The following is a 17171-nucleotide window of genomic DNA, read 5'->3' as shown; positions in this document are numbered from 1 at the left end:
AAATGCCGCCCATTTCCCCCCTTCGGGTGAAATGTTCGCCATTGGCTCCGTGGGACCGACACTTCGGCGCAAGCGCCTTGGTCGCTGTCTGTTCCCTCTTGTTATTTTATTCCTCTATTTTTTATCTTTCCTTATCGGGAACCCTTTGTCCCTTCCGCAAGCGGAACGAACAATCAAGCCTGAAGGCTTGGTCTGTCACGCCGCGGGCATAGCCCTCGGCTACAATCGAACCGCTTCGCTCTCGATTAACTACTATTTTATACAGATTTATCCTTGATATAACAGCTTTTCTTTAATTTTCCGCGTCTGCCGCTTTTTCATTTAAATAGATTTTTATATTTCTGAATTTTCTGACAATTTTATTTCTTATAATTTTGTTAACGTAGTATCTAACCGTTCGCATCTTTTAAATCGTTTCCTATATTTCTACTTTGAATAATAGTGTTATTTTATGGTAATAATTAAATAACATCTATTTACAAAACACGAACTATTTATTGTTATTTCTATTATTAATAGCTGTATTGTTCGTTTTTGTCATATTCGTATTCTTATGATATTCTTAATATTTGCTATGTAACTTTCTTGATTACTTTCTTTTTCTCTTCACAAAAAAACGTTGTATGATTTTTCATACAACGCTTAATTTTTTACTTCGTATTTTTCTTTTGTTTCCTTTAATGTCTCTTGTGTGTAATTTATTGCTGTCTGTGCGATAGATTCCGTTAACAGTTGCGAAAAATTTATCCCTACTCTATTTCCCCAATTATTGGCCCAACTTGGGATTGTTAGCGTCTTTTTAACTGGTTTCATGTCTTTAAAATATTCTTCTATATCAACTAAAACCATTGTTACAAATTCATCAGGTTTATGACTTATACTATTTAATTCGCTCGCTTTAGGCAACGTCTCATTATTTTCAATATAATCAGCTAACACCATACCTAAAACTTCTTCAGCCATCAATAAACCATAGGCTATATCATTTTCATTTATACCTGTATACGCTCCTTGAACATCTGGAAATTCAATAAAGTATCCTCCACCCTCTTCTGGATGAAAAATAGCAGGATAAGCGACTTTCAAAGATGTTTGTAATGACATGATGTTCCCTCCTTCTCTTGAAAGACGAGGGCTATTTTTTTAGCCCTGCATCTTTTAAGATTTTTCGCTCTAGCCCTTTTCCTAAATCTTGATTTCCATGAACTGGTACTGTAATTCTTACGCCATCTTTATATAAGTGATGATGTGAGCCTTCTTGTCTTCGTTCAATCCAACCATTATTTTTTAAGAGCTTTAGCATTTGCTTTCCGGTAAGTGGCATTCGCGACTACCTCCTTACATTTATTATTATATGCGTGTTAGCACGTATTGTCAAGTGTTTTTAAAACAATTCCACTTGAGTTACATTGTTTTTTATTCGATCTAAAGACTGTCTATAATAATCTTCATTAGTTTCAAATCCAATAAATCTACGATTAGTATTAAGACAGGCAATAGCTGTGGTTCCACTCCCCATACAATTATCCAGCACCACATCATTCTCCTTCGTGTACGTCTTTATTAAGTACTCTAATAGGGCTACAGGTTTCTGTGTTGGGTGAAACGTCCCTTTACTTTCTTTATCGTATCGCAGGATATTTTTTGGATACCCTGTATACTCTTGAACAAATTCTTTGCCTCTCAATCTGTTTGATACAACAGTATCTTTCTTACAACTTTGATTTTTAGTTTTTTTCTCTATTTTTACTATTCCTTGCGGATAATAATTAGGCGTACTTTTACCGAAAACAGAAATTGTCTCTATCTGTCTCATTGGTTGCGTCTTCGCAAAGGTAAATCCTGTCACATTGTTTTTCAACCAATACCAATCGTATTTAAATTGTTTTAGGTTACTCATTCGTATTAATGTTGAAAAAGGTTCTGCTCCAAATAAAACAATCGGTGATTTTTCCTTTGTGATACGATTATATTGTTCCCATAAATTTTCAAACGGAATAATAGTATCCCATGAACAGGCAGTTGTTCCATAGGGTAAATCACAAATGATACAGTCAATACTACCATCTGGAATTTTCTTCATCCCTTTAATACAATCTTCTAAATATATTTTGTCTAATTCCATTTTATTCAATACATTATCAAATCCTTTCAATTTTATTTTAGAATCCACGCACCTAAAAACCCTGCTCCTAAAACGTGTTGCCAATACCAAATATCATCACGAGTAACGTATGGAGTGCCGTTATAATTTTGGTTAATTGTATCTAGCCCATTATTACCAGCTTTTATTCCCACATGCCCATATTCAGAATATAGCCAAAATACTATCGCTCCATTTGGTAATGAATCCCATATTTTTTTTGCATTATCATCATTACCTATATCTCCTTGCACGTGTTCCCAACCAGGAGGAAGATCATGTGAATATATGTCTTGCGCATTACCGTAACTTAATGCAGGAGCTAATGGATTGCCTGGAAGATAAAATTCTGATAAAGCTTTAATTAAGTCTACACATTGAGGCCCTGCTCCTGGATGAGCCGCTGGATAGTTAAACGTTTGGCCTAAATTATTTAATGCCCAATTATAAATACCATCCATATTCTTAGAAGGTTCATCGGGAGGATTGTTTGGCGGATTATCTGGTTTTGTTTCTGGTGGCGGAGAAGGTGGTTTGTTAGATGGTTGTTTACTTTCATCCATTAATTTTTTTAGAGATTCTATAAAATTATTCGTCATTTTAACAGTCATCAAATTGTTGTATGTTTTCATTACTTTAACACTTGAATTTGAATAAGTATTTTTACCGCCATCCATCATATAGACTTGTTTCTTCATAGCATCATCATATTTTTTTAGGAATTCATTTACTATGCTTTTAATCGCATCAGATAACCCTACATTATCATTTGGTATATCTTCTTTATCTGGCTTTTCAGGATTCTTGCTACCAGAACCTCCACCACCTGGAGAACCTTCACTAGGTTTTTCATTCCCAGTATTTCCCCAATACTTATTAACCAAAGGTTCAATTTCTGCGACTTCTTCCTGAGCTGTGTTATATCTAATAGTACCAGGGTTATACGCTGGCCTTTCCCAGTAGCCTATAAAAGCTTTTGTTAGAGCTACAGAATCATAACCAAGCTGGTTATATAAAAATTGGTCAAAATTCTCTATTTTAGGAGTAGGGTCTGGTAGTCCTGCCGCTCTAAACCACGATCCAGTTATATCCCATTGTTGCTTATAAGAAATCATAAAAGCTACTTGTCCATCAAAATCGCCCAATGTTATTTTTCCAGCAAATGGCGTCCATTGCCAAAGACCTCCCCCAGAAGCTCCATCATCCCAACCGTTCGCACCCAAAGGAGGGCCAGGATTAATAGCTCCTTCAATTGTCCATGGGTTTAAATAAGATTCATGAGCTGCATTAATTGCCAAAGCTATTGTTGTTTCCTTAGGTATGCCTGCCTTTTTACACGCTTGCACTAACTTGTTTAGATAATCATATTGCTGATCATAATTTAATAGCGGCATATTTTCACCTCATTTTGTTTTTTTGGATATCTTGTTCCATAGGGTTGCTAGTATTATTGTTATGCCAAAAACGCACACCATTTTCCAATTGTGCTTTTAATTGCTCCATCAAAGCTACATCAACTCCGTGTATCTTGTAATTACCTCTAATTTGTAAAAAATTACAAATAGTCATACTTTCAATATCACTTATTTGTTTTCCATCTTCTTCAATTTCATATCCAAACATCTTGTAATATTTTTTTACTTTAGCAAATTCTTGTTCTGAAGGTGCAGAAAGTTTTATAGTAAGACCATTTATTTCATTAGCCATTTGAAAAGCAGTACCAGGACTTTGATTTGTTATTGTCGGTGCTTTTAATGCCATATCTGCGAACTCTGCTCGTTGATTTCTATAAAATTCGTATTCATTTTCGAATTTTGATAAAACTGATTGTGGTTTTAAATCGCTTAATAGATTTACAGCATTATAGAAACTTCCTTGTGCTCCTTGCAAATTACCCGATTGCAAATTACCTAAAAGATTCCCAGAAGTGATATCTTTAACAGTTGAATTTATTCGGTTGGATGGCAATCTGTCCTCCGCTAATTGTCTACTGTACGCATTACTTGCTTTTGATAGTCGATAATTATCGATTAAAATAGGTAATTCTGTGAAATTGTCGTAAATGATTGCGTCATTCAAAAATGAACCTTTATCAATCAGAATTTCACCTTTTGAATTTTTAACAGCTTTTTCTTTTTCCGTTGTTTTATAATTAATTGGGTAAAGTGCAATCTTATTCTCATAACCAATAGATGTTTTCGCTCTGAATTTAATGCCAGTGTTTTCATCTAAAAATGCGTTATCTAATAAAATCCTTTGACCATCCCAACTATAAATTTCTGCTGTTGTGTATCCTGTTCTTAACAAATGTTTTTCCTCATTATGGTCAATTCCATATATATTACATAACTCATTAATAGAATAGTTAATTCCCTCAAGTTCTTTGTTAAGAGATTTCCCACCTTTCTTGAACGTTTTCAGGTTTTCATAATTAAATTCTTTTGCTTTAACAGTTACCAAATCTTCTAAATTTATAAAATCGTCAGGTATCATCATGAGTAATTGAATGTTCTGCGTAATCCACGGATACGGAGCTAAAATTTTCATTAATCCATTAAAGTATTCATAATGAATCGCATAAAGATTTACTGGACTAGTCATATTGTCATATTGATTTCCTTGTGATGTTTCCATTTTGGGTGCATCTACAGTTCCGAATTCTTTTGATAAATCAACTGAACTCTGAAAAACAACAAAGTAGGATTTAAACGATTTTAATTTAGTTTGAACATATGCTTTTGTTGTTGTATTTAATATATCTCCATTAGTTCTCAACAATGGTAAATATTTTATATAGTCTGATCGATTTAAATGCTCTCTAATAACATGGATATTTTTCAATGTATTCAATGTTTTACCTTGCGTAAACGTCATAACCACATCAATTATTAAATTCAATCTAGTAACTTTTTCATTAATGTATTGATAAGACATCACGAAAGCATAGTACCGTTTATTATCACGTGAAGATATAAAAGTACAATAGTTGACACCATCACATTTTGCATATTCAATCGGTGCTTTAATTTGCAGACGATCTCTCACGAAATTAAAACCCGTATCAAAATTTATTTTTTTAAAATGGTTTTCTTTAAGAAAATAATTGTCTCTATCCTCATCTGATTTAAAATGAATAGTATTTTGAAAATCATTAAGAGGAGTATTTTTAAATAATACAATTTCCGTTAAATGACGATCCATTAAGTTCACTTCCTTAATTTCCAATTTTGCCTTGACCTTTCCACACTCCATCTTTTCTAATACGTGACGTTCCTTTATTGTCTTTTCCTGCATCTTCATAAGACATTTTAGGAATATCTTCCCACTTATTATTTTTGCGTTTTTGGAAGAATCCAGTCTCTTTATCTAAAGAAACCAATTGATTATTTTTTCTTATTGCCCACGGTCTAAACTCTTCAAATGCTGATGCCAGCTTAAAGTATGCATATAATGGTGTGACCGCTGGTTCTCCATAAATCTCAATACGAATCCATACATCTTTACTTGTTGCAGTAAATGTATTAGATGTTTCTTTTTCATACGCTTTTGTATGCCAATTAGTATTACCATACAATGGTTCTCCGCCGTGATACATTGTTTTGAAATTCTCTTGAAATAAATTTTGATATTTTGCTTTTGCAGGATCAGTTGTTTGATCGTAACTAATTGCAGCTTTTATTATCCATTGATAATCCGCATTGGGACCACCTTGGTAAGAACTAACAAAATACTCTCCTGTCGTCACTGAAATTGCATATGCAACTAGAGATAATTTAAATCGATATGTGTCTTTTTTTACTGTTACAACACTTACTCCTTTTCCATATGGAGCAGGAGAACCAGGAGGGCGTCCTGGAAATTTATTCCAACCTGGCCCTCCTGCCATAATAACGTCTCCTTTTACTCCTGGATCGTGTTTCCAACTACCATAAACATTCTGCCATGCCATTTCTAAACACCGCCCATCAAGTCGTTATCTCGATTCTTACCTGTACGGATATAATGACTTTCATCTTGACCAAAGGCACTAATATTTCCTCCAGCAATACCAGTATCTTTCTTAAAGTCACCTTCAAGGACCGTATCACCTGTTTGAACCCAAATACCAGACATGTTTTTCAAGTTATTTAAAACTTTTTCCATTGCTACATTATTTTGTTTCAGTTGGTTATTAATATTTTGGATATCTTTTTTCAATTGATTTGTAATATTTTCATATTTCTTATCAATATTATCGATTTTTTGATTAAGATTATTGGTAATCTTTTCATATTTTTTATCCAAGTTATTAATCGTTTCATAAATCTTGTTAATGATATCCAAAAACTTTTGATCAATCCCTTGATTCGGATTTTTTTCATAATCATCAGGTACCGAATCATCTCTTACAGTGTAGTAGACATATGCCCACGGACTAATATATGTTGCTTTGGAGCGACCTCCTACTTTGGAATCAAAATCTTTATAATCAAAACGCATTAATCTTCTAAATTGGATTTCTGCATATTCGTCTTGGATAGTTAATTTAATTACTGTTTCATATTGATTTGCTGTTTTTTCATTAACCGTCCCTTTTGTTACCGAAATAATTGTATTTTTTTCTTCCAACTTTTTAAGCAACGGATGATTTTTATCTAATGGTAATCCATAATATTTATAGGTTTTTAGAGGTGTATCTGAGAATGTTTCCTCGAAATCCTTAGCATTATAAGTTTTCTTTGTTCCTGCTAAAGAAAGATAGTCGAACTTACCAGCAACTGAAGGATTTAATTTTTCACTCGTTGTTGGTATAGACTGTTCTTGCCAACGTCCTGCCTTATTACGAATCATCCCATTTGTTGTAATCATTTGTTGCACCACACGCTCAAAAATGCGCATGTACGGCTTTTTATTTTCCATTAAGCTTAATACCTTCAAACGTTGCCAGAACGTTCTTAGGTTGCCTTCTGGTATAAATTCAGAGTTTTCTAAAACAATTTGTACACCCGCTTTTGAAAACTCCGTATCTTCTAATAGTAAAGCTGGTGCATCAATAAAATTTTTAATACGGTCCGTAACGTTATATGAAAAATATCCTTGATATTCAATCAGTGATTCATTGTTATATAAATCTTTTAGCACTACATCTTTGAAATATTTATCTAAATTTTTAGAGATAATACTATTATCAAATTTTCGAGGATTTAATTCATAAACACTTAATGTATAAGGTGTTTCTTTCATTTTTGAAGATAGAATAAAGCAACTCAACAATGACTTGTCTCCTTCTAACTCTTCTTGATTGATATAGTCTTGATACATATTCGCAGGCGTAATTCCCAAAATATTCTCATGAGTAAACTTAATTTCTTTTGGTGTTTCCCATGTATCATACATTTCCACCCCATCAAAACAAGGCTCAAAGCAAAGGCCTTTCATTACATCAGGCTCTCTTGTTTCTACGCCTTTATACGTAACTGCCCAAATGGTACTTTTCCCTTCAATGACATCATTAATTGGATCAAAAATATCTTGATTTGCTACAGGAATTTGGTACAATAGCTTTTCGTTTCCTGTTTCTAAGTCATATTCATAAACTTTATAATCCAGTGTCATATAATGTAACAAATTACGCTTTGTAGGCACTCGTTTAAATACGTTGACAATCCAGTATGCATCATAATTAATATTTAATTTTTCAAAATTCAGTGTTCCTTGTTTACCTCTTAAAATTGTATTTTTATTAAATCGTGCTCGTTTAATTTCGCCTTCAAAAATATAAAAGACTTCTTTGTCCCCATCCATTTTGTTTTCTGATCGGTTAATAACCCATACACGATTTACTTTGCTAGGAATATTTGTTACTCCAAATTCATAATTTAATATATTTCCGCCATCTCGTTCAGATACATTAATTGTCCAGGTTGTAAGATTCCCTTCACAACCTGCTTCTGAACTAGTTTGTTTTGTTTTGGTTGCTTCAATAAATCCATATTCTGTCCGAAAAGCGTAACAAAATACAGACTCTTCTTTTTTAGTTGTGCTTGATTGTGTTGTTACCAAGGAAACTCGTTCATTATTACCTGTTACAATCAAATCAAATAAATCATATTCTTGAATAACTTCAGGTAATTGACTTGCTAATTCAAATTGAATAATAATGTTTAAATCAGCTAAATCTTTTTGTAATTTTTGTAGTTCTTCATTCATTCCACCAGCCCAATCTGATAAATGGTGAATCATATGTTGAATCCAAGTAATTGATTCAGCATAAGTTAAGCCAGCCCCTGTAGGTTCAATTGGTGTATTTCCCCACCAATTTAGTTGGGGAAAATGATAATTAAATCGGTGAAGTAAACTGTGCAATTGCTTTTGTGTTTGCGGTGTTGGGCTTTGTGCGCCTGATAGTTCACTTATTTTCTTTTTATTTTCTTCTGAAATTGACATAATTTTGCTCCCCTATCCTTGTTTTTGTCCTAAATCTCTAAACATTGATGCTACTGTGCTATTCCACTGAACTTTGATATCTGTACCAAAAGCGAGGTTCAATAAATCAACCGCATGTTGACGAGCATTAAAGTAAATGTCCCCCATTCCTTCAATAACATGATTGTTTGAACTTGCTTCTCTATCGATCATTCGTTCCTTCTTTTGTTCTGGGTTATTATAGATACCAAATAACGTCAGCATTTCATTAAATGTATTCCGATAGGCATTTTGTAGTGACGGTGTCCTATCTGTTACATTTAAATCTAGTTTTTCAATTTTATCTGTAATATCTGAACCCTCTTCTACCTCTAAAAACAAGTCACCTTTTTGAATTTTACTTTGTAATACTTGTCCGACTTGGCCGTTTTTTTTACCTTTCAAAATATATGGACTACGCATTTGCATAATATTCATTCTTTCTGTTGCTTTAATAGTTGCTAATTGTTTCGCATAGTGTTCGACGATATCATAATCAGTAGCATAAAAATCATTAAAGCTTTGCTTGTTATAAAAAACGACATAATCGCCTTTTAAATTTCTGTTAGTAATAACCTTTTTACTTTGTAAAAAATTATTATTACCGTCAAAAAGACTAGGGATAACATTCCCATATAGGTTATACCCTAATTCGTCTGCTCTTCCTAAAATCACTAGGTCTCCTAATTCGTCTTTACCTACACAAACCCCTCCACCCATTTGACGGAGCATAGTTTCTAATTGAGCTGTATTTAACGTAGGCGGCATATTTTCATACTTAAATAAATTGATCAGCATATCTTTAATTTGTCTAATTAGTATAAATGTTTGTATTGCTTCGAATTGTACATAATTATTTCCCAGATTATCTCCAGTAGTTGTAGAACTAGTTCCGATCCCTTGTAGCAAGTCTCTTCTATTTCCTATCACGTTGTTGTATGAAGAGGCTAAACCTGTTTGGTATCCCCATGTATCTTCAAATAACTGGTTTTCCATAATATCTCTCCTAAAATAAAAGGCCGCTAATTTAAATTTAGCGGCCTTTTTTCTTTATTTTTTCAGCCGTTTTACTTACTGTTTTTCTTTTCGTCTGGTTTTGTATCGGCTTCTTTTTCTTCATTTTTTACAACTTCATCAGTTGCTTTTGTCACGTCTTCAGTGTATGGAATATCAGCCACCCCATTTTCACCAACTACGCTTTTACCATCAACAGTTACATCTTTGACTTTTTTTTCACACTGCGAATTACAATCATCTGGAGAATCAGACATGATTACACAAGCAGGCATAAATGGACTATAAGAAAATAGTTCTTTATCTTGTAAAATAATTTGAACATAACGTCCTAATGAGTTTGGTTGTGATGCCAATGTTGTTTCTAACATTGGATTAATCACTAATGCGCGACGATCTAAGATAACCGCTTGAATACGTGAAGCATCAAAGACTAGTTCAATATCATCTAATCCGTTTTCTTTCGCATATTCATACGCTTCTGGTTTTGCTTGTGCTCCTTTTGGAACAACATCACCGACTTTATAGTTAAAGTCATTGAAGAAACCACTTGCCATATCAATATCTGTAATCGTGTGATCTTTTGTATATTCATAAATACTTGGGAAAGCATCTACTTCTTTAATAGCCAATCCACTTTGTACTGCATCTAAATGGAATGCACCAGCAAAGAAGTCAACATTCAAATCAACAGATGTATCAACAGGTAATAGCATACGTAATTCTTGGCGATCTGCTTGGATACTAATTCCAGTACGTCCCATATTATTAGGTTGTCCTACATTTCCCATATTATAGAATCGTCCAGGGTGAACCATTCGTTTTGAGTGTCGTAAAATCGCTTTTTGTAAGTCTTTTGATGTAACTTTATTCCCTAAGTCGATGACACGCATTAATCCCTTACGAATAGCAGTTGAAATCAAAGCTTTTGTTTCATAATATTTTTCTTGTTCATTACCTGAAAGCATTGATTGTGTTACTTGAATAACATAACGATCTAAACCTGCTTCACTTTGGAAAATATCCGTAATTAACGTGTCTTGAATCGTACGTACATTTGAAACATCACGCTTATGATTATGAATTACTGCTTTCAATTCGGGTGGTCGGCGTTCAAACAATCGTTTTTCAGCTGCTGAAGGATCAAATTGGAATGTTTCAGCAATATCTAAAATCATATCCTCAATGTATTCACCTGATGTAATTAATTCCCCTTCAAATTCGGATAAAGGATTAACAATTTTATTGTCTCGTTGCAAGATTTTCATTACCATTTTAATGGCATTTTTATGCCATAAACTTGCAAAGTGATCATCTTCAGAAAGAACTTGCCCAATAGCTGAAAAATCTTTCTGTCCTGCTTTAGCAATAGGCAAATTGCTACGATAAGGTTCTGGTAATACTTCTCTAACTGTGTTAACAAATTCTGGTGCGGTAACACCTAAGTTTTTAAATCCATTCATAATTTTCTACTCCTCTTCTTTTTTAATTAGATCAACTAGGTCTGGTTTAATTTCGCCTTCTCCATATGTTTCAGCTAATGTTTTATGCCCAAAAGTTTTCTTTTCTACTTTGGCCACACAAATTTGATCATTTAATGCTCGTAATTGCTCATTATTCTTTTCAAAGGATTTTTTTAAATCATTGTAATGAGACAATTTTTGGTTGATGATGTTATTGAATTCTAATAGACGATCTTCCAATGTATTGGATACATCCATAAATTCTTTCAGGCTTTCACCTTCAAAAGATTCATGGGTTTTATATCCAAATAATTTGTTTACATCATCAACAAAATATTGATCAGTTGATTCGACGGTAAAAAATTTAGGTAGTTCTGCCTTAAACATTAGCAATCACTCCTTTATATTCGTCGTCAGGTGTTCTTTCTTCCAGTTCAGCTTCTGTAGCTTCTAACAAACGTTTTTGTTTATTAATCAATTCTTCTTGGTTATTAACCTCATTCGTTAGTTTCTCCAGTACAGAATCTAAATTCTTTTCTTCTAGGAAAAGTACACGTGTTTTTTCTGTTAATTCTTCTTGATCAATAATTAACTGCGCTAACTGTGAAGGCTCCATATGTTCTTTATTGTTTGATAGAAACACCGACATATTATCTAGCGCTTCAAGTACCGCAACTTTTTGTTGGGTAGTATCTAAATTCATGATTAAGCCCCCCAGCCATTAGCCCACGCATTACGTGCTTTAGAAAAAGCTCCTGTTCCAACTTCTTCTGGAATATCTGATTCAATTTCTTGTTGATTTTGATTAGCATCTTCTTGCCATTCTTCTTTTGGTTCTTCTACTGGAACAACGTCGCCTTCAGTCTGTTCAAAAGATTCTGGTTCATTAGTTTCAGCTGGTTCAACTACTTCTTCTTGACCATCATCTTCTGCATACGTTGTATTTGTTGCATCTTGTTTTTGTTCTTCCACTGCTTCTTCAATTAATTCTTTTGTTTCTTCCATGATTCATTCTCCATTCTTTTTTTAAGATGTTGTTTTTCCTTCTAAAACTTCTATACGTTTAATTGCTTCTTGCAATTGTTTTTTTAATTCATTAGTATTATCAGTAGCAGCTGTCACTTGATCTGATAGTTGTTTGATTTGCGCCTCTGTTTCTTTCTTTAGCTTATCTAAGTCTTGGCTGGCTTGTTTTGCATTAGAAAGGATATCGGAGGCGTTTTTTTCAATTTTTCCATCTCTATCTTTTAGTAATTGATTAACTCTTTCAAATATATTATTTTGGAATTTTTGTAGCATTCCTTTTGTTCCTTCATATACAGACATTGTCCTCACCTCCTCTACAGGTTATTTTCAATTTTCATTATTAAAAAAATTTAGCCATAATTTTCTGATACGTTTCAGCGCTCATCAGAACATTTCCTTCTTGTGTGTAAACAAATTCAAAAGGATTTAATTTTTTGATAACTGCTGGAGTAGGTTCTTCCTCGATTGGATCAACTGGATCAGTTGGATTTTCCTCTTCAACATCCTTTTTCACTTCTTCGCCTAAAAATTCGGCTAGTTTTTCTTCTTTTGCTAATTCTTCTGGTGTTTTTTCTACGTCTTCCATTTCTTTATTCCCCTTTGCTATTCATTATTTTTTCAAAATCATCAATTTCTTCTGTTTGATTTTCTTCAGGTGGCGTTTCGCAAAAATAGCACCCCTCTTTATCACTAACATAGTGATATTTTTCTTGCTCTTCTTTTGACAATAATCGCCATTCATTAATTAACAAACGTTTCATAAAAATCACTTCCTAGAGTAGCGGCATAAAGATTTGTTCTTTTAAGCAATCATGAAAAAGTGGTGTAAACAGATCATAGCCACTATCAATCCATTGTTTATAAATATCAAACACATCTTTATTTCTTCCAAATGTATCTGTAATAGAATTACCAGAAGAACTACCTTTATTTATCGTATGATCTTCGCTGTCTGTTATACTATTGGATTTACCTGTAGTTTTTGTATCACTAGTTGATTCAGTTTTATTTGCCTGTGATGCATAATCTAAATTGCTAACATCAAGATCTAATTGGGTATCGGGCAAATCTGTATTTGCTCCTTTTGTTACACTTTTAGTATTACTATCACTTTCAGTTTTTCCATTCGTTTCAGAATGGCCTTTAGAATCAATTACTCTACTATCTCCATTAGTAGTGGTTCCTTGACTGTTACCTGTACTAGTTACGTACATTTCTTCTAAGAGGTAACGCCAATGATTACAATAAATCGGCATTTTTCTACGAAGAAAATTACCTAATTCTAAATAAAAAGCGGCTGGTGTTTGAAATCCTATCTCTTTCATATAAAAATATTCTAAAAACATTCTTTCAAATTCTTCTTTAAACGCCTGGTCCCGCTCATCTCCCCAAATTTTAAAAGGATATCTTCCTAAAGCCTTAAAAAAATTCTCTCGGGAGTTCTCAATAATAGAAAAAGGAGAGGCGTACATCATAGGATTTTCATTAATATCTGAAAATCCTCTTAATAAGAATCCTAATTCAATAGTGTAGCTAGACAATTTGCGTCACTCTCCTTTAATTAATAACAAGAATTAGACAACTGGAAACATTTCTTCTAATCGTTTATACCACGGCGCATAGATAGTCCAATCTTCTTTTGTATAAACAGGCATTTCGTGTCCATTGTTCTTTTTGTATAGTTCTTTCAATAACTTAACGTTATCTTCATATGGGATATGACGACAATTAACGCCATTACAATAATATTTCCCCCACGTGTTTCCATTATCATTATTTGGTTTTCCATCTCTCATTGGTCGTTCATAAATACAATGCATAGTTGTCACTTCCTTTTTATTATTATTTATTTCTTCATTTTCTTTTTCTGGCCGCTTACTTCCTGTTGCATATAAGTCCCAGTCTTCAAGCGTTCCATAAAATACATTTAAATCCAGGTATCCACCCCAGCCAGGTAATTTCCCACTTGATGTATATTGATACATCACTGTTAAAGGAAACCCATTACTGATAGGCGGTGCTGGTTGACTATATCCTTGTGGTTTGTCACTTAGATAATTTGCAATCCATAACCCATAATCAGCATTTCCAATACTAGAAAAATCATAATTATTAACCATGTGTGTATACGTATAAAATAATGGTTTAATTCCTGTTTTTTCATAAACAGTATCTAACCAACGCTTTGCCCATGCTACATCATGTTTATTGTCACTTTCCCAATCTAGGATAAAAATCGCTTTTCCAATATATCCAGCTACATTTTGTAAAAAGAATTCCGCTTCTTGTTCAGCTGTTCCTTGAAAGCCGATTTCATGTGCATAATGATAGACCGCTACTTTTTTACCACTTTTAATTGCTTCTTGAAATGCTCGATCACAATCAGGGTTAACATATCCAGTTCCTCCTGTAGCTTTAATAACAACCCCATCAGCAGGAACACCATCTTTTCCTAAATTAATACCTGTCTGCCAACTAGAAATATCAATGACGTTCAATGTCATTATTTTCACCTCTTTCGTTACTATCTCTGATTTGTATAAAGTAATCCTTTAATTTATCAGGAAGCGGTACAAATTCTGATATATTTTCCAATAAAGATATTCCTTCATTAGCAATATAGAACATAATAACTACTTCTCTTAAAGGAATATTGTTATTGGTTAATTTTTCAATTTCTACCGCTACGGCAATTACTACAAAAATCATAATTTTCTTCAGCAAACCAATAAAACCTACTTCACTTGAAATTTTCTTTTGTTTCCATGCCTTAGCTAATCCAGTGATATAGTCAATCACTACTAAAAATAAAATCGCATGTAAAATAGCGTCCATGCCTCCCAAATAGCTGACAATAACTCCTCCAAATACACCAAATGTCATTGCAACCGTATTAAAATATTTTTCCATGATATCCTCCTACTAACTTTCATTTTCATGATAAGTTTTTCCTGTTATTTCTTTATATTGTTTTTCTGTGATACGTTTAAATTTAACAAATGTTTCCATATTATCATCAGTCAATCCAAGTAGTTCGTATTCGTACTGAATATCAGTATATTTAGGATAATCTAGAACGATTTTTCCGATTAGCGGTATATAGGACAACGCCCATGAAATAACTGCAAAGTTCAACATTACATTTCCGACAAAAGAAGTTGTTCTATTGTTTGTTAAATCATTTAAATCATCAGGATAATGAACTAATTTGCCATTGCGTAATCCCCAATTCAAATAATCTTTCGGCTCTTCAGTTACTTCAATTTCAATATAATTTTCCTTAGCAGCGAGTGAATAGTCCGCAAGCATTTGATTTTCGTCCACTGTAATCCATATTTTTATCTTATCCATGTTGCACTCCCTCCAAACTCTACATCGTCATTTTGAAGTCCATAAACTCGAATCATGATTCGACCAGATGTTTCTATTTGTAATGCTGCATACTTATTTATTTGAATGGTATTCCCTATATTTATTGTTAAAGGTACTTTAATAATCATGTTAACTGGTCTATAACTTGTTTCTGCTCTTGTCGACACCTCATGCCATCCGTTGGCTTTCCCTTTTTTAAAGATTCCTTCGACATTACATGTAACAACTGTATTCGATTTTTGAATGTGTATAGTGATTCCATTAAAAGAAATATGTTGCCCTATAGCATTAAATGCTGTTTTATCAATCTTTTTATTCAAATCATTTGTATACTGTGTTTTTGTTACTAAATTGCTTATATCAGGTGTATCTCCCTTTGGTCCCTGTGGACCAATCGGACCAGTATCACCTTTTGGACCTTGTAAGCCTAATTCTTTCCAATCCGTCCAGGACGGAGGAATTCCCCCAAATTGTCGGATAAAAATTGTTCTCTCCGTCTGAAAGAACTGTCTGATTCCTCCTTGGTCTTTATTGACGAATAGAGAACCAGAATTAGGTAAAGGTTTATTTTCAACTCCTGTAGCTGAAATTGAATAAACACCTGGTTGAATAGCATCATTCATATTTTCAACATTTTTATTTTTAATTACATACAATCCATTTTCCATCAACTCTTGGTTTATGAATTTATTGTCTGCTTCGTTTTTGGTATAAATACTATCTTTAAACGTAGAAAAAATTGTATTTATTTTTCTTACTGCTTTTGCTAACCTCAACACATCGTTCACTTATATCAGGCCTTTCTTATTGTATGAATTCTTCAAGCCATTGATTTAATTCTGTATCTGTAATCGATACATCTTCTGGTTTTTTCGCATATTTCGTTAAATCAGATTCAAGCTGTGTTTTTGTTACAAAATTATCTGTATTCGGAATATCAGTTTTTTTTGCATAATTTTGTAATTCTTCTTTCGTTACAAGATTTGCTATTTTATCAAATAATTTTTTTACTGCTTTTGTTAATTTAGTTACATCATTCACTACCAATCACTCCTACTCTTTTATGACTTCTTCAATGAATGCCTTTAGTTGCGGGTCCATGATATCAATATCTTCTGGTTTTTTCGCATACTTCGTTAAGTCAATATTCCCATCACTACCGCCTATTTTAATAAGTTGCTTTCCCTCATTATCAAGAATATACATTTCTCCATTAGGTAAAATATATGCTTTATCTTTTCTAGGCTTTAGAATTTCTTCTAAACTGTTAACTCTAACAAGAACACCAGATTCTAAGTCACCATTTGAATGATTTAAAGGAATTTCCCCACGAAAGCTAATTGGTGTCCTTGATAATTTAATTGCTAATGTTTCAATTTTTTCAAAATTCGGAACACTTTTAAATTGAATTAAGCGATACCCTGCTGGAGCTATAATTCTAAAAGGTTTAAGTGTACTTATTGAAAAAAGCAACTCACGATTATAGTTTGTATTTTTACCTTGTTTATCTTTATGAAAGTCATAAAATATATTGATTTTCCCATAAACATAATCAAGCGAGAAGTTAGGAAACATTCGTATATTTTTATTAAATTTTTCATAGGTTAACATATCTTCTTTACTGAACATTTCCTACCCTCCCTTCAAATTTAGTTTTTTTACTTCACCAGTTTTTAAATTTCAAGTGAAGTTTAGCATGTTTTCTTTTA

The 17171-nt window shown here is 33.0% G+C and carries 23 protein-coding genes; 1 reads left to right on the top strand and 22 read right to left on the bottom strand.

Annotation, left to right across the window (positions count from 1 at the left end):
- Positions 1–277, top strand: a 277-nt coding sequence (locus AB1I62_RS00230) for a hypothetical protein (protein ID WP_367018748.1), incomplete at its 5' end; no start/stop codon positions are given.
- 365 nt (positions 278–642) lie between these two features.
- On the opposite strand, the gene AB1I62_RS00225 is transcribed toward AB1I62_RS00230, so the two are convergent.
- From AB1I62_RS00225 to AB1I62_RS00120, 22 genes are all read right to left on the bottom strand, one after another.
- On the bottom strand, positions 643–1104 hold the full coding sequence (locus AB1I62_RS00225; protein WP_002385528.1) for a type II toxin-antitoxin system HicB family antitoxin: 462 nt from the start codon (positions 1102–1104) through the stop codon (positions 643–645).
- Positions 1105–1135: 31 nt separating this feature from the next.
- Positions 1136–1324 (bottom strand): type II toxin-antitoxin system HicA family toxin, encoded by a 189-nt coding sequence (locus AB1I62_RS00220; RefSeq protein ID WP_002358324.1) that lies wholly within the window; start codon positions 1322–1324, stop codon positions 1136–1138.
- Between the two features lie 60 nt (positions 1325–1384).
- Entirely contained in the window at positions 1385–2173 is a 789-nt protein-coding gene (locus AB1I62_RS00215) for a site-specific DNA-methyltransferase (RefSeq protein WP_367018746.1), read from the bottom strand.
- Positions 2158–3537 (bottom strand): hypothetical protein, encoded by a 1380-nt coding sequence (locus AB1I62_RS00210; protein WP_367018744.1) that lies wholly within the window; start codon positions 3535–3537, stop codon positions 2158–2160. The genes AB1I62_RS00215 and AB1I62_RS00210 overlap by 16 nt, the downstream gene beginning before the upstream one ends.
- A 4-nt stretch (positions 3538–3541) precedes the next feature.
- Positions 3542–5344: a phage tail protein gene (locus AB1I62_RS00205; protein WP_367018742.1), complete on the bottom strand. Its 1803-nt coding sequence runs from the start codon at positions 5342–5344 to the stop codon at positions 3542–3544.
- Positions 5345–5357: 13 nt separating this feature from the next.
- Complete coding sequence (locus AB1I62_RS00200; protein ID WP_367018740.1) at positions 5358–6092, bottom strand: hypothetical protein; 735 nt, start codon at positions 6090–6092, stop codon at positions 5358–5360.
- Positions 6093–6094: 2 nt separating this feature from the next.
- Positions 6095–8569: a hypothetical protein gene (locus tag AB1I62_RS00195; protein WP_367018738.1), complete on the bottom strand. Its 2475-nt coding sequence runs from the start codon at positions 8567–8569 to the stop codon at positions 6095–6097.
- Between the two features lie 12 nt (positions 8570–8581).
- Positions 8582–9583: a hypothetical protein gene (locus tag AB1I62_RS00190; RefSeq protein ID WP_251844166.1), complete on the bottom strand. Its 1002-nt coding sequence runs from the start codon at positions 9581–9583 to the stop codon at positions 8582–8584.
- A 71-nt stretch (positions 9584–9654) separates the two neighbouring features.
- Positions 9655–11064 (bottom strand): hypothetical protein, encoded by a 1410-nt coding sequence (locus AB1I62_RS00185; protein WP_195236043.1) that lies wholly within the window; start codon positions 11062–11064, stop codon positions 9655–9657.
- 6 nt (positions 11065–11070) lie between these two features.
- Positions 11071–11451: a hypothetical protein gene (locus tag AB1I62_RS00180; protein WP_002385522.1), complete on the bottom strand. Its 381-nt coding sequence runs from the start codon at positions 11449–11451 to the stop codon at positions 11071–11073.
- A complete protein-coding gene (locus AB1I62_RS00175; RefSeq protein ID WP_002385521.1) occupies positions 11444–11767 on the bottom strand; it encodes a hypothetical protein in 324 nt (107 codons plus the stop codon). The genes AB1I62_RS00180 and AB1I62_RS00175 overlap by 8 nt, the downstream gene beginning before the upstream one ends.
- 2 nt (positions 11768–11769) lie before the next feature.
- Positions 11770–12069, bottom strand: a complete 300-nt coding sequence (locus AB1I62_RS00170; RefSeq protein WP_002358314.1) for a hypothetical protein — start codon at positions 12067–12069, stop codon at positions 11770–11772.
- A gap of 21 nt (positions 12070–12090) precedes the next feature.
- Entirely contained in the window at positions 12091–12390 is a 300-nt protein-coding gene (locus AB1I62_RS00165; RefSeq protein ID WP_002385520.1) for a hypothetical protein, read from the bottom strand.
- Between the two features lie 40 nt (positions 12391–12430).
- Entirely contained in the window at positions 12431–12676 is a 246-nt protein-coding gene (locus tag AB1I62_RS00160) for a hypothetical protein (protein ID WP_195236041.1), read from the bottom strand.
- A 4-nt stretch (positions 12677–12680) separates the two neighbouring features.
- Positions 12681–12851, bottom strand: coding sequence for a hypothetical protein (locus AB1I62_RS00155; RefSeq protein ID WP_002385518.1), 171 nt, complete (start codon positions 12849–12851; stop codon positions 12681–12683).
- Between the two features lie 12 nt (positions 12852–12863).
- On the bottom strand, positions 12864–13631 hold the full coding sequence (locus AB1I62_RS00150) for a hypothetical protein (RefSeq protein ID WP_010830290.1): 768 nt from the start codon (positions 13629–13631) through the stop codon (positions 12864–12866).
- Positions 13632–13664: 33 nt separating this feature from the next.
- The gene (locus tag AB1I62_RS00145; protein WP_367018734.1) at positions 13665–14594 is read right to left on the bottom strand and encodes a GH25 family lysozyme; all 930 of its coding nucleotides are present in this window, start codon (positions 14592–14594) and stop codon (positions 13665–13667) included.
- Positions 14575–15000: a holin family protein gene (locus AB1I62_RS00140; RefSeq protein ID WP_002385514.1), complete on the bottom strand. Its 426-nt coding sequence runs from the start codon at positions 14998–15000 to the stop codon at positions 14575–14577. The genes AB1I62_RS00145 and AB1I62_RS00140 overlap by 20 nt, the downstream gene beginning before the upstream one ends.
- Positions 15001–15012: 12 nt before the next feature.
- Positions 15013–15441, bottom strand: a complete 429-nt coding sequence (locus AB1I62_RS00135) for an XkdX family protein (RefSeq protein WP_002385513.1) — start codon at positions 15439–15441, stop codon at positions 15013–15015.
- Complete coding sequence (locus AB1I62_RS00130) at positions 15429–16250, bottom strand: pyocin knob domain-containing protein (RefSeq protein WP_002385512.1); 822 nt, start codon at positions 16248–16250, stop codon at positions 15429–15431. The genes AB1I62_RS00135 and AB1I62_RS00130 overlap by 13 nt, the downstream gene beginning before the upstream one ends.
- Before the next feature lie 16 nt (positions 16251–16266).
- A complete protein-coding gene (locus tag AB1I62_RS00125; RefSeq protein WP_002403529.1) occupies positions 16267–16503 on the bottom strand; it encodes a hypothetical protein in 237 nt (78 codons plus the stop codon).
- A 12-nt stretch (positions 16504–16515) separates the two neighbouring features.
- Positions 16516–17091: a hypothetical protein gene (locus AB1I62_RS00120; RefSeq protein WP_002358302.1), complete on the bottom strand. Its 576-nt coding sequence runs from the start codon at positions 17089–17091 to the stop codon at positions 16516–16518.
- Positions 17092–17171: the final 80 nt, after the last annotated feature.

This window comes from Enterococcus sp. AN402 (assembly GCF_040719405.1).
GTDB classification, from domain to species: Bacteria; Bacillota; Bacilli; order Lactobacillales; family Enterococcaceae; genus Enterococcus; species Enterococcus faecalis.
Note: the sequence above shows the minus strand (reverse complement) of the source record. Positions and strands in the feature narration are given on the sequence as shown.

What these genes read in the sequence shown, in the direction of transcription:
- AB1I62_RS00225 (WP_002385528.1), bottom strand. Translation starts at nt 1,104, where the DNA reads ATGTCATTACAAACATCTTTGAAAGTCGCTTATCCTGCTATTTTTCAT.
- AB1I62_RS00220 (WP_002358324.1), bottom strand. Translation starts at nt 1,324, where the DNA reads ATGCCACTTACCGGAAAGCAAATGCTAAAGCTCTTAAAAAATAATGGT.
- AB1I62_RS00210 (WP_367018744.1), bottom strand. Translation starts at nt 3,537, where the DNA reads ATGCCGCTATTAAATTATGATCAGCAATATGATTATCTAAACAAGTTA.
- AB1I62_RS00205 (WP_367018742.1), bottom strand. Translation starts at nt 5,344, where the DNA reads ATGGATCGTCATTTAACGGAAATTGTATTATTTAAAAATACTCCTCTT.
- AB1I62_RS00200 (WP_367018740.1), bottom strand. Translation starts at nt 6,092, where the DNA reads ATGGCATGGCAGAATGTTTATGGTAGTTGGAAACACGATCCAGGAGTA.
- AB1I62_RS00195 (WP_367018738.1), bottom strand. Translation starts at nt 8,569, where the DNA reads ATGTCAATTTCAGAAGAAAATAAAAAGAAAATAAGTGAACTATCAGGC.
- AB1I62_RS00190 (WP_251844166.1), bottom strand. Translation starts at nt 9,583, where the DNA reads ATGGAAAACCAGTTATTTGAAGATACATGGGGATACCAAACAGGTTTA.
- AB1I62_RS00185 (WP_195236043.1), bottom strand. Translation starts at nt 11,064, where the DNA reads ATGAATGGATTTAAAAACTTAGGTGTTACCGCACCAGAATTTGTTAAC.
- AB1I62_RS00180 (WP_002385522.1), bottom strand. Translation starts at nt 11,451, where the DNA reads ATGTTTAAGGCAGAACTACCTAAATTTTTTACCGTCGAATCAACTGAT.
- AB1I62_RS00175 (WP_002385521.1), bottom strand. Translation starts at nt 11,767, where the DNA reads ATGAATTTAGATACTACCCAACAAAAAGTTGCGGTACTTGAAGCGCTA.
- AB1I62_RS00170 (WP_002358314.1), bottom strand. Translation starts at nt 12,069, where the DNA reads ATGGAAGAAACAAAAGAATTAATTGAAGAAGCAGTGGAAGAACAAAAA.
- AB1I62_RS00165 (WP_002385520.1), bottom strand. Translation starts at nt 12,390, where the DNA reads ATGTCTGTATATGAAGGAACAAAAGGAATGCTACAAAAATTCCAAAAT.
- AB1I62_RS00160 (WP_195236041.1), bottom strand. Translation starts at nt 12,676, where the DNA reads ATGGAAGACGTAGAAAAAACACCAGAAGAATTAGCAAAAGAAGAAAAA.
- AB1I62_RS00155 (WP_002385518.1), bottom strand. Translation starts at nt 12,851, where the DNA reads ATGAAACGTTTGTTAATTAATGAATGGCGATTATTGTCAAAAGAAGAG.
- AB1I62_RS00145 (WP_367018734.1), bottom strand. Translation starts at nt 14,594, where the DNA reads ATGACATTGAACGTCATTGATATTTCTAGTTGGCAGACAGGTATTAAT.
- AB1I62_RS00140 (WP_002385514.1), bottom strand. Translation starts at nt 15,000, where the DNA reads ATGGAAAAATATTTTAATACGGTTGCAATGACATTTGGTGTATTTGGA.
- AB1I62_RS00135 (WP_002385513.1), bottom strand. Translation starts at nt 15,441, where the DNA reads ATGGATAAGATAAAAATATGGATTACAGTGGACGAAAATCAAATGCTT.
- AB1I62_RS00120 (WP_002358302.1), bottom strand. Translation starts at nt 17,091, where the DNA reads ATGTTCAGTAAAGAAGATATGTTAACCTATGAAAAATTTAATAAAAAT.